This is a genomic window from Corynebacterium sp. KPL3927 (assembly GCF_040225835.1).
Taxonomy (GTDB): domain Bacteria; phylum Actinomycetota; class Actinomycetes; order Mycobacteriales; family Mycobacteriaceae; genus Corynebacterium.
Map to the genome: position 1 here is coordinate 1 of NZ_JBEHGD010000034.1, position 10,949 is coordinate 10,949.

At 59.7% G+C, this 10,949-nt stretch carries 10 protein-coding genes and 1 other RNA gene; 6 read left to right on the forward strand and 5 right to left on the reverse strand.

Annotation, left to right across the window (positions count from 1 at the left end; genetic code table 11):
* Positions 1-91 precede the first annotated feature (91 nt).
* Entirely contained in the window at positions 92-868 is a 777-nt protein-coding gene (locus ABRP86_RS11135) for an ABC transporter permease (protein ID WP_349864367.1), read from the forward strand.
* On the opposite strand, the gene ABRP86_RS11140 is transcribed toward ABRP86_RS11135, so the two are convergent.
* Positions 865-1,824 carry an SURF1 family cytochrome oxidase biogenesis protein gene (locus ABRP86_RS11140; protein WP_349864369.1) on the reverse strand — a complete coding sequence of 320 codons (960 nt, stop codon included), beginning with the start codon at positions 1,822-1,824 and terminating at the stop codon, positions 865-867. The two genes, ABRP86_RS11135 and ABRP86_RS11140, sit on opposite strands and share 4 nt — an antisense overlap.
* Before the next feature lie 10 nt (positions 1,825-1,834).
* Positions 1,835-2,326, reverse strand: a complete 492-nt coding sequence (locus tag ABRP86_RS11145; protein WP_005285561.1) for a low molecular weight protein-tyrosine-phosphatase — start codon at positions 2,324-2,326, stop codon at positions 1,835-1,837.
* Positions 2,327-2,419: 93 nt separating this feature from the next.
* On the opposite strand from ABRP86_RS11145, the gene ABRP86_RS11150 reads away from it, so the two are divergent.
* The 4 genes from ABRP86_RS11150 (at position 2,420) to rnpB (ending at position 5,923) form a co-directional block, all read left to right on the forward strand.
* Complete coding sequence (locus ABRP86_RS11150) at positions 2,420-3,562, forward strand: Nif3-like dinuclear metal center hexameric protein (protein WP_349864372.1); 1,143 nt, start codon at positions 2,420-2,422, stop codon at positions 3,560-3,562.
* The gene (locus ABRP86_RS11155) at positions 3,563-4,282 is read left to right on the forward strand and encodes a zinc ribbon domain-containing protein (protein ID WP_349864374.1); all 720 of its coding nucleotides are present in this window, start codon (positions 3,563-3,565) and stop codon (positions 4,280-4,282) included.
* Positions 4,279-5,454 (forward strand): bifunctional RNase H/acid phosphatase, encoded by a 1,176-nt coding sequence (locus ABRP86_RS11160; protein WP_349864384.1) that lies wholly within the window; start codon positions 4,279-4,281, stop codon positions 5,452-5,454. Before ABRP86_RS11155 ends, ABRP86_RS11160 begins: the two co-directional genes overlap by 4 nt.
* Positions 5,455-5,469: 15 nt before the next feature.
* Positions 5,470-5,923, forward strand: an RNA gene (gene rnpB / locus ABRP86_RS11165) — RNase P RNA component class A.
* 3 nt (positions 5,924-5,926) lie between these two features.
* Here the strand turns inward: rnpB and ABRP86_RS11170 are convergent.
* Positions 5,927-7,201 carry a galactokinase family protein gene (locus tag ABRP86_RS11170; protein WP_349864377.1) on the reverse strand — a complete coding sequence of 425 codons (1,275 nt, stop codon included), beginning with the start codon at positions 7,199-7,201 and terminating at the stop codon, positions 5,927-5,929.
* A gap of 252 nt (positions 7,202-7,453) precedes the next feature.
* Here ABRP86_RS11170 and ABRP86_RS11175 point away from each other — a divergent pair, with 252 nt between their 5' ends.
* Positions 7,454-7,648 carry a hypothetical protein gene (locus ABRP86_RS11175; protein WP_023023202.1) on the forward strand — a complete coding sequence of 65 codons (195 nt, stop codon included), beginning with the start codon at positions 7,454-7,456 and terminating at the stop codon, positions 7,646-7,648.
* A 70-nt stretch (positions 7,649-7,718) separates the two neighbouring features.
* Here ABRP86_RS11175 and ABRP86_RS11180 read toward each other — a convergent pair whose 3' ends face one another.
* Both ABRP86_RS11180 and ABRP86_RS11185 read right to left on the reverse strand, forming a co-directional pair.
* Complete coding sequence (locus ABRP86_RS11180; RefSeq protein WP_349864380.1) at positions 7,719-9,476, reverse strand: CYTH and CHAD domain-containing protein; 1,758 nt, start codon at positions 9,474-9,476, stop codon at positions 7,719-7,721.
* A 174-nt stretch (positions 9,477-9,650) separates the two neighbouring features.
* Entirely contained in the window at positions 9,651-10,691 is a 1,041-nt protein-coding gene (locus ABRP86_RS11185; protein WP_349864383.1) for a DUF2786 domain-containing protein, read from the reverse strand.
* Positions 10,692-10,949: the final 258 nt, after the last annotated feature.

Below are 10,949 nucleotides of genomic sequence, written 5' to 3' on the forward strand. Positions count from 1 at the left end.
CGAAGCCGCCGGATCAGCTACACTTACTATCGCATCTTGATTAAATCCCCGTGTCCACTTTCCGGGGTTCGGGCCCGGACCCGATATAAGGGTGTATGAATCCGACGCGGATGTGCGCGATGCGATTGGAAACCGAGACGCGGTAGGTGGGCTGGTTATCACCCCATCGGGAGCACACACCTATACGGCCTCTGGCAACGGTGCTGCCTACACAGAGATGGTGAACCAATTAGGTAAGTCACTTGAGGCACAAGGCATGGAGATTTCTACCGAAGACCTTGCACCGACGTCGGAGGAGGATCCGCAAGCTAATGGCATCGCACTGCTGGGGCTGCCTTTGGCCTTTGGCGGCATCGTTTCCGCAGTCATTGCCACCTTTGTTTTCCGCCGCCGCAAGTGGGCCAAGTTTGTAGTACTCGTCGGTATCGCCGCAGTGGGATCGCTCGTGGCCACGTGGATGCTGCACACCGTGTACGGCACGTTAATTGGCAATTTTGGCATGGAATGGTTGGCCATCGCGCTGGGTATTCTTTCCACCTCATTGCTCACGGCGGGTCTAGCTGCGGTGATCGGTACCGCAGGTGTGGGAATTGGCGCGGTGCTTACTATCTTCCTTGGCAACCCACTCTCGGGCCTAGCCACCGGACCATGGTTGCTCCCTGCTGGCTGGGCCACCTTGGGGCAGTGGATGCCCATTGGCGCTACGGGGTACCTCGTGCGTTCCTTGTCCTATTTTGATGGCCAAGGCGCTGGACACGCGTGGTGGGTATTCGCGGCCTGGATAGCAGTAGGCTTCGCATTACTCATGTGGGACCGGTCTGCCAGCGCTACAGAATCGAGTGCGGGCCAGGTGAGCTCGGAAAGTTAGTAGCGCTCGCGGCGGCGCTTTTTCAGCTTGGCGTAGTGGTCCGGCTTGGAATCGCCGTAGCGGGAGCGGCTGCGCAGCTCGGTGGCAAGAGGTGCGGGATCGGTGTTGGCAGCGGCAGTGGTATCGGCATCGGAGCCAGGTTCGCCGTTGGCGGAGGGGCTGGAGGCGGGGGCATCGGCAAGTGATTCTGCGTCCGCATTGAGGGCCTGCATGGCGGCTTCTTCTTCGCGCAGGCGGCGGCGCTCGCGGATCTCGGACCAAATAAAGTATCCCAAACCCAGCGGGGCCATGATGCCAAAGGCAATCCACTGGTAGCCGTAGGAGAGGTGATTGCCGCGGTCGAGCTGCGGGACGGGCATGGCGTTGAGCACGCCCGGCTGATCCTCGGAGAGCTGGATATAGTCTTGGCCTAAGTCGGCACCGATAAGCGAGCCCACCTGCTCGGTGTGGATGGAGTAAACCTGCTGGTAGCCCTCCTGTGTGATGGGGGCTGTTTTGTGCTCGGCCTCATTTGAGCGCACCATGCCGGTAATCGTTAACTCTTCGGAGGGGGCGGGCGGAATATCCGGCACCGCGTTGCCCTCCTCGGCGCTGACCCAACCGCGGTTAATCAGCATAGTCAGGCCCGCGTCGGTGCGGAAAGGAACCAAGGATTGATAGGACGGGCCGGAACCGGCGGGGCGCAGGCGGAGTAGCACCTCATCTTCGGGCAAGTAGTGCCCCTTGAGCGTGGTGCGGGACCATTCGTCACCGGAAATGGCGCCGTCATCGTCCACGACCTGGTCAATCGGTTGAGGATCGGCCTCGTAGGCGTGGGTGATGTTTTCATTGCGCTCCACAATGTCATCGTCCTTTCCCAGTTGCCACGGGGCAAGGACACTAAAGGCCAGGTAGGAAAATGCCACCACGAAAAGCAGCATGAGTACCCAGCCAGGCTTGAGGAACGTCTTTAGCATGCCCCCAAGCTTAGTCGTGGTTCTCGCGAATCCAATCCAGCAGGCCGGGAACAGCGGCTTCGATATTCTTGCGCGCGGTTTCGAAGTCTTCTTCGGTGCCGTAGTAGGGGTCGGCGACCTCTGCGCCTTCCGGGGAATTGGGATCGAAGCTGCGCATCAGCCGGACCTTGGCAGGCTCGATGCCTAGATCGATGAGCGAATCATAGTGCCCGGAATCCATCGCAATGAAGAGATCGGCGTCCATGTGCTCTTCGCCCAATTTGGATGCGCGGTGAGATGCCCCATCGTGTCCGGCGCGGCGCAGTTCTGCTACGGCCCGCTCATCCGCGCCTTGCCCCACGTGCCAGCCGCCGAGCCCGCAGGAATCCACCGTGGCGAGGAGATCGAGCATGTCATCTTCCATTTCATCGCGAACGATGATTTCGGCCATGGGTGAGCGGCAAATATTGCCGGTGCACACAAAGACGAGGTAGAGACCCGAGTGAGAAGAAGATTCAGTCATGCGAAAACCCTTTGCGCAGATAGTACTGTAGTGCGGGAGACAGGATATAGCACTAGCGTAATTTACAAGAATCGAGCATAAAGGAGTATCCCCATGTCTGCTGTGCGAGTGGGCGATGTGCGCCGCGTTTTGGACAAGGCCTATCCGCCCCATTTGGCCGAAAAGTGGGATGCGGTGGGCCTTATTTGCGGCGATCCCGCAGACGAGGTGCGCACCGTCGCCTTTGCTTTAGATTGCACCCAAGAGGTTGCGGACCGCGCGGTTGAGCTTGGCGCGGATATGTTGGTAGTCCACCACCCGCTGCTACTGCGCGGCGTGGAATCCGTGGCTGCCGATACGCCCAAGGGCAAGGTTGTCCATACCCTGATTAAAAATGGCGTGGCGCTTTTTGCCGCCCACACCAATGCGGATAAGGCCCGGCCCGGGGTCAACGATAAGCTCGCGGAGCTCGTGGGCATTAACCCAGGTCGGCCGATTGTGCCGGAGGCCCCAGAGACCATCGATAAGTGGGGAGTGCATCTCCCTGCTGGCAGTGCAGAGCAGGTAAAGCAGGCGCTTTTCGATGCCGGCGCGGGCCACATCGGCGGCTATTCTCACTGTTCCTTCGATATCGTGGGCAAAGGCCAATTCCAGCCGGAGGAGGGCGCGGATCCGGTAGAAGGGGACATCGGCAAGCTGCACCGCGGCGACGAGGTACGGGTGGAATTCGTGGCTCCCGCCTCGCTGCGGGCCACGCTGATTACGGCGCTGCACGAGGCACACCCGTATGAGGTGCCCGCCTATGACATCGTGGAAACGGCCGAAAGCGGCGACATTGATACCGCACTGGGCCTGGGGCGCGTGGGCGAGCTGCCCCGCGAGATGACCCTGCGGGAGTTTACGCAGCAGGTGGCCAACGCCCTGCCCGAGACCGCGTGGGGCATCCGAGCCGCGGGCGACCCAGAGCAGAAGGTGCGCACCGTGGCGGTGTCGTCCGGCGCCGGGGATTCTTTCCTTGCGGCTGCGGCAAAGCTGGGCGTCGATGTCTATGTCACCTCCGATCTGCGCCATCACCCGGTGGACGAGCATTTGCGCGCCGGGGGACCAGCCGTCATCGATACGGCCCACTGGGCCAGCGAGTTTCCCTGGACGGCGCAAGCAAGCGATATCGTAGAAGCAGCATTAGAACTAGATACGAAAATTATTAGCCTGCGAACTGATCCGTGGACTATCTCCGCGCACCCAAAGGAGTCATAAGTGAAACTATCGCAAGAACTACAACCGGTACTGCTGGAATTGGCCAACCTGGAACGCTCGCAAGGCATTGGCGGGGAAAAAGAGCTGCCAGAAAAGGTCGAGTACGACAAGGCGAAGCAGGAACACAAGCGCTTGCTCGATGCCTCCGGTTCCGCGCAGATGGCAGTAGATGACATGGAAAATGAAATCCTGCGCATCCAGGCCGATGAGCGCAAGCTGCGCAGGCGCGAACGCGATGACAAGGGCCAGCTTGGCGCCGAATTGGATACCGAAAAGCGCAAGGATATCGAGCACGATCTCTACGCCACCAAGTCCCGCATCGCGGATTTGATGAGTGAGCTGCAAGAAGCCCACAACGAGATCCACGCGCTGCGCTCCAACTTGGACGTCCACGGCGCGCGCGTCTCGGATTCCGAGCGCAAGCTGGACATGCTGCGCCGCGCCGCCGACGCCGCCCAAGAGGCCGCGGATAACCAGCCCGACCCCGCCGTGCGCATTGCGGATTTGCGCGAGCAGTTGCCCTCCGATGTCCTCGAGGAATACGACGCGCAGCGGCAAGAAAACGGCGTCGGCGCAGCGCAGTTTAAGGCCAACCGGGCCTGCGGTGGCTGCTTTATCGTCTTGCCACCCGCCGATAAAAATGCCGTACGCAATGCGCCTGCCGATGAGTTGCCGCAATGCAGCGACTGCGGTTCCTACCTGGTGCGCCTGGCATCATGAAAGTCATCGTCTACGCCGATGGCGGCTCCCGCGGCAATCCTGGAGTAGCCGGTTCAGGCACCGTCGTTTATGCCGCGGATGGCACAACCATCCTGCGCGAAATCGTCTATGTGGTAGGCACCAAGGCCACCAATAATGTGGCCGAGTACCACGGCTTATTGCGCGGGCTCGAGGCCGCCTCCGAGCTCGGTGCCAGTGAGGTGGAGTTCTATATGGATTCCAAGCTCGTCGTGGAACAGATCAACGGGCGCTGGAAAATCAAGCATCCGGATATGCAAAAGCTGGCCCTTAAGGCCCGCACGCTTATCGACGGGTTTTCTTCCTTCAGCCTGGACTGGGTCCCGCGCGCGAAAAACAAGGTGGCGGATGCGCTATCCAATGACGCGATGGACGCGGCTGCGGCGGGGCATAAGGTGGGCATCGTCAAGAGCGAGGCCGATGAGCCTGCCGCCGAGTCTTCGTCCGATGCCGCGCCGGGTGACGGAACGCCTGCCGAGGATAATCAGGAGTGGGATACCTCCGCGCCGCACCCTTCTGACTGGCTGGGCGAGCGCGGCGATAAGACCCGCTTTATCCTGCTGCGTCATGGGCAAACCGAAATGTCTGCCGCCAAGCAATACTCAGGGCGCGCAAATCCGGAGCTTACTGAACTGGGCAAAAAGCAGGCGCTCGCCGCCGCCCAGGCCCTTGCCGGTACCGCCATCGACGCCATCGTTTGCTCGCCGCTGAAGCGCTGCCAAGAAACGGCGGCCGCCGTCGCGCATGGCCGCGATATCGACGTGGTGACCGAAGAGAGCCTGATCGAGGTGGACTTTGGCGAGTGGGAAGGAAAGACCGCGGCCGAAGCACACCAGCGCGACCCAGAGATACACGAGCAATGGCTGCACGATGCCGCCACACCGTGCCCCGGTGGGGAATCGCTGCAGGGTGTCAACCGTCGCGTGCGCGCAGCCCGCAAGGAACTGCAGCGGCGCTATAGCGGCAAGACGGTGCTGATTGTCAGCCACGTCAACCCCATAAAATCCTTCCTCTGCCAGGCCTTGAACGCGGGCCCGGCCACCTTCCAACACCTGTTTTTGGATTTGGCTGCGCTATCGGATGTCGAGTTCTGGGACGGTGGTTCTATGGTGTACGGATTCAACGATGTGGGACACCTGGAGGGGCTGCGCTAGACTAAAGAGCGCGAATGAGCCGGCCGGGCGATCGCGTCGCCGCAAACGGGCAGCGTTGGTGCTGCTACGTGGGCGCCGAGGAAAGTCCGGACTCCACAGAGCACGGTGGTTGCTAACGGCAACCCGGGGTGACCCGCGGGCAAGTGCAACAGAAAGTAGACCGCCTTGTGCCTTCACTTGTGTTTCGACCCAAGTAGGGGCCACAAGGTAAGGGTGAAACGGTGCGTTAAGAGCGCACCAGCACCGTCAGCGATGGCGGTGGCTGGGTAAACCCCACCGGGAGCAAGGCATCACGGCCCTGCCACGTTGCAGGGCCCGATCAGGCGTTTTAAGGCTGCTCGCTCGAGCCTGAAGGTAGCTGCTGGAACTAACTGGCAACGGTTGGTCTAGATGGATGTTCGCCGCGCGGTGCCCCACTTGCTGGGGCAACGCGGTTAGACAGAATCCGGCTTATAGGCCGGCTCATTCGCGCTTAATCTTCTACCTTGGCTGGCTCGCCAGCGGCCAGTTTCACAAGCAGAAAACCATCCTCTGCCAAGTCCGCCGCGAAGTTTTCCGCGCGGTTGCTGGGGACATAAGCAATAACGGCGCTAGAAAGTCCCGCGTGCGCCGAGCGCGCGGCCACCCCGCCGCGGACCGTGACCAGCTCCGCCAGCTTTTCTGCGGAATCGAAGCCATAAATATTGGTCAGCGAGGCCTGCGATTGCAACACAATGGGGAAGAGCTCATTGCGGCGGTGCGAGCGTAGGTAGCGCACGAAGTGCTCCACACGGGTGGTTTCTTCCTCATAAAATGCCATCCACTCGGTAGCCGCATTGATGCTGGGGCGGCCCTCCTCGCCGTAGACCTTGTGCACCGCCTTGAGCCACTCCACCACGCGCAGCTGCGCATCGGGCAATAAGCGCAGCGACTCCGTGCCGAAGGAATGGCAGGCATCATCAATAAACTGCTGGCGCTGGCGGATGTCACTAATTGCCTGCGCTTGCTCTTGCGAATTGTCCTCGGGCACCGCCACGGCAAAGGCCACCACATCCTGGCCCACCACATGGGGCGCGTGGGTGACCGAGCCATCGGCATAGTCGATGATGCACACGCCGTCACCACTGCTGCGCAGCGCGGCCGTGTGGCGCGCGCGAAGGGCGGGCTTATGAGCAAAGGTGGTCACCGCTTGGGTGCAGACATCCGCAACGCGCACGCGCAAAGGTGCGTCGAGGTTTTCGGCTGGACCCATTAAGGCAAGCGCAACGGCAACATCCGCCGCCGATGCAGCGCCTAAGCCGATATCGGCAGGGATATCGCTCACAATAGTGATATCCGCTCCAGCCGTTTCCCGGGAGAGCAACTGGCGGTTCACCATGGTGTGCACGATGCCGCCGATGCGCGCAGCCAGCCCACCCTCTGGTGCGGGAGGAATGACCGGTTGGCCTTCTGAGTCCGTCGTGGGTTGTTGCGCCGCGGCGAGCACAGCCACCTCCTGGAGGCCAATAGAATCGTGCGCAGGCTCCCCACAAGCCGGCACGTAGTGGACGGAAACGATGCCATCCGTGCGCGAACTGACGGCCGCTGCTGCGCGGAGATCCGACAAGCTTGCGGCGACGATGCCTCCGTAATGATCGATATGCTCACCAATAAGTGGCCAGGTCGCGGGCGCGCTGGCGACATGGGTGGGCTCCGTTCCCACGATAGTGGCGTGTCGTTGTGCAACGCGCTCAGTAATAGGGGACTTAGGCGTCGACCACAGTGGCATGAAGGCACAAGCTCCTTTTCCAATTCGGCGGATAAAAATCACGTGGCTACGTGGCGCGGGCTAGCGCCATGGACAAAGTAGCCGATAAAGCGGCTCCCTTGCTCTGCTTAAGAAAGCAGGGAGAGGCATCAAAAGAAATACTGCCCTCATATTCTAGCGGGCACGTGTTTTCGTGCATGGGTAGTGTGGGCACCAACCACAAACAGGCGGCGCACACGTGCTGCCCAGAGTATATAGACGAAAGGGACTACCGTGGCGACTACAGCAGATGAGAAATGGTATTACGACCCCTCCACCAAGGAAGTCAGCAAGGGCAAAGTATCCGGCTGGGAAAACCGCATGGGCCCCTATGACACCCGCGAAGAGGCCGAGCACGCCATAGAAATCGCGCGCGCCCGCACCAAGGCAGCCGATGCCGCAGATAAAGAAGATGATGGCTGGGACTAGTTAATTTCCCAACCATCACCTGACAGTGACTAAAGCGGCCTAACGCGGCACATCTGGTGCCGCTGCAGCACTACTTCTTCAGCTTCTTGCGCAGCGGCTTAAACGCGGCCTTGATGTCCTTGAAAGATTCGTTGTAATCATCCAAGGCGGCGAGGCCGATGGAGCGTTCGCGCTGGTATAGCAGGCCGTAACCGAAGGTATCTTCTCCGCGGCGGTGCGCATTGTGGGCCAGTTCTAGCAATTTATCCCGCGAGGTGACCGAGTCTTGGAAATCCCCCAAGACCGATTGCATCTTTTTGCAGGCCTTGTACAGGCGCTTGGTCTTTAGCTTCGTTGCTGAACCGGCCGCCTCTGCTGCGTAACGCAGCTTCTTGGCTGCCTTGCGCATATCGTGGAAATAATCCTCGCGCTCGTGCAGCGAAAGCTCCGCGTTATCCCAGTTCTCCACGGCCTTCTTATGCCGCTTGACCAGCTTCTTATAGGCCTTTTCTAGATGGCGTGCCATTACGGCATCGACGTCCTCGGCCTCCGCGTTGCCAGCGCTAGACGGTTCTTCCGTCTTCTTTTCAGCGGCCGATTCTTCCTCTGTGGTATGTGCTTCCGCAGATTCTTCGGCTGAATTATCGGTTGCATCCTCGGACGCTTGCGCAGTCGCGTCCACGGCAGTGGAAACGTCCTCGCCGTCGGCATCTTCTGCAGATTGGGCACCGGCCGTTGGGGGATCCGCCAATAGGCGGTCGAGGGACTCGAGCAATTCGAGGTATTCCTCAGAATTTAGCGCGGCGACAACCCTGCGGTGCGCCCGGCGGTAGGCGGTACCCATGTCGCGGGAGATGTGTTCGCGGGTGGCGGCATCCAAGGTATCGGAGTCCTCGGACTCCAAGAGCTCTTGCCAGCGCTCTTCCACGACCTCTGCATCGCGGGCTACGCCCAAAATGCCGGCGAGCTCTTTGAGATCAGCTTCGATCTTCTCAATCTGCGGGCCGACAACAATGCCGTGAAAAGTCTGCAGGTGGCTGCGCAGCTCACGGGTGGCCACGCGCATTTGGTGCACCGAGTCCCACTCATCGCGGCGAACGCGCGGATCATAATCAATGAGCTTGTCGCGGTTAGCCTGCAGAGCTGTAATCACTGCGGCTGCCGGGGAATCCTCGTCAACGTCTGGGGTAACGAGAGCGGGAGGGAGGGGAGCGTTGTTGTAGGAATCTCCCAAAGCTGACTTCAACTTAGACGGGGACGAAGAAACGCGAGCCCCGGCGCCGATGAGAAGCGAGGTCGCGCGGCGGATGAACTGGCTTCCTTCTTCAGTGCCTGGAAGCTCACCGGCCAGCTCCACTTCCCATTCGCGCCAGGATTGCTGCTGCCCGCCGGGCAAGAAAGAAAAGGCGGTGACATGGTCATCGCAGAATTCCGCGACCGGATTATTGTGCTCGTCCGCAAGCAGCACCTCGGTGCGGTTATTATCCACCTGCGCAATGGGGCTTAACTCGTTGTGGCGAACGATGGAGCGCACCTGCTGTACCAACTCTTGGGGTACCTCGTATTTGCCGTCTACTGGGTCTCCTAATTCGGCATGGATCTCGGTCCGGCCACCCTCGCTGGGGATTTTGATGTGCCAGCCATCGTCATTGCCGCCGGTGCGGCGGCGCAAGGTGATTTTGGCGTGAGTTAGGCGCAAATCTTCCGTGTCGTAATAAATGGCGGATAGAGCGTGGTGGCGCGTTTCTGCAACATGGTCAACGGATTCGAGTCGAGTGAGTTCAGGCAGTTGAGTCGATTCTGCTACGGCGAATTTCGCTTCTACTTCCAGAAAAGTCTGTGTTGACATTCACATACCCTTAAGCTTTTACAACAATTAATTTCACCTGTGATCCTACCCGTGACGCGCAGCGACCGCCTGAAAAATTTCGCAGCGTTTGCTGTGCGCACGGGTACAAATGTGCCGCCGACACCATGAGGCTGAAAGCAGACAGGGGAGGCCACGGAGCAAGGGCTGCCGGTATTAAGAATCGATGCCAGTGGCAGGCCCACCCAAGTGAGACTTATCCGCAGCCGTGATGCCATCAGTGATGCCATGCAGACTATTCATGGATAGCGAGGATGTGGTTAGGTTGGGAAATAGGCGGTCTCGGGTTTCCTCGGCATGATCGGTGCGCGCTTGGAGCGCAGGTAGCGTCTGGGTGGCGATGAGCTCAGCGTGATGGCTGCAATAGGGAGACTCATCGAGTTTTTCTTCGATGCCGTCTTCATTGGCTAGCTCCAGCAGTTCCCCGATCCGGGCGGCATAGGAAAGCCGGAAGCTACGGCGATAGGCCGCGGTGGTCTGTGTCGCGCGTGCAAACTCGGCACCCTCGCTATTGCGCATGTACCAATCGCATTGGCGGTTTAGCGAGGAGAACAGATCGGAGCAGTGGGCGGCGTCTTCGGGCGCGCCGATGATGCAGGCAAGGCCCTTTTCGTGGATGAGGAGGGTGGTGCATCCATTGGCATTGGCGATGGTGCCTAACAATGTGACCTGGTGCTTGATATATGGCGGGTGAACGTGCACGCGGTGGGAAATGAGGCGGGGCTGGTCCACAGTTAAGAGATCCTCGATGCGGTATTTCTGCTGCAGCGACTGCGCCTTGGAAATGAGTATCTCTGCCTCTTCTGCAAAAGAGGTGGATTCTGCCTTCCGCAATAGACCCAAGACCTTGTGGCGTATTTTATCCTGCTTGTCGCTAGGGCCGTCGGTCTGGCTCAGCTCGCCGCCTGCTAGAAGTTCGGTATCGCGCAAACGCGGAAGATGCACCAGTTCTTTCATGATGGCGCGCATTTTATCGCGGGGAATGAAATTTTCTTGTGGGGCTTCTAATTGCAACCACGCTTTGCGCAGCGCGGGTGAGGTGATGCGGGCAGGTACGTGCGGGCTAGCGCGGTAGATGAGGGGATAGGAATAAGAGCCCAGGACGTGGCATAAATCGTCCGGGGACCACCCGTATTGGGCGGCGGTCACTACGGCATCGATAACGCTGGCAGAAAGTTCATCAACGTGGGAGGTCATTGTAATTTCTTCCTTTAGATAGCTTGTACAGGTGTTCGCTTGCCCCACTAGCAAAGCACGTGCGCGCAGCCGTACCTGCTCCTATAACCCCCGCTAGCTACCCCTTGAATACTCTGGCGACCTGCGAATCTGACCATGTGGAAATTGACTAATGAACTGCACACTGCTTAGCGGTGAGCCGGGGTCAAGTCCCGTGTAGTGGTGTAGCCGTTTGTGCTTTCGGCTCGGTATGAAGTTCGGGGTTTGGTTAGGCGGTTA

Bases quoted from the DNA above. Each gene is read 5' to 3' on its own strand.
- ABRP86_RS11140 (WP_349864369.1), bottom strand. From the start codon at position 1,824: ATGCTAAAGACGTTCCTCAAGCCTGGCTGGGTACTCATGCTGCTTTTC.
- ABRP86_RS11145 (WP_005285561.1), bottom strand. From the start codon at position 2,326: ATGACTGAATCTTCTTCTCACTCGGGTCTCTACCTCGTCTTTGTGTGC.
- ABRP86_RS11150 (WP_349864372.1), top strand. From the start codon at position 2,420: ATGTCTGCTGTGCGAGTGGGCGATGTGCGCCGCGTTTTGGACAAGGCC.
- ABRP86_RS11160 (WP_349864384.1), top strand. From the start codon at position 4,279: ATGAAAGTCATCGTCTACGCCGATGGCGGCTCCCGCGGCAATCCTGGA.
- ABRP86_RS11170 (WP_349864377.1), bottom strand. From the start codon at position 7,201: ATGCCACTGTGGTCGACGCCTAAGTCCCCTATTACTGAGCGCGTTGCA.
- ABRP86_RS11180 (WP_349864380.1), bottom strand. From the start codon at position 9,476: ATGTCAACACAGACTTTTCTGGAAGTAGAAGCGAAATTCGCCGTAGCA.
- ABRP86_RS11185 (WP_349864383.1), bottom strand. From the start codon at position 10,691: ATGACCTCCCACGTTGATGAACTTTCTGCCAGCGTTATCGATGCCGTA.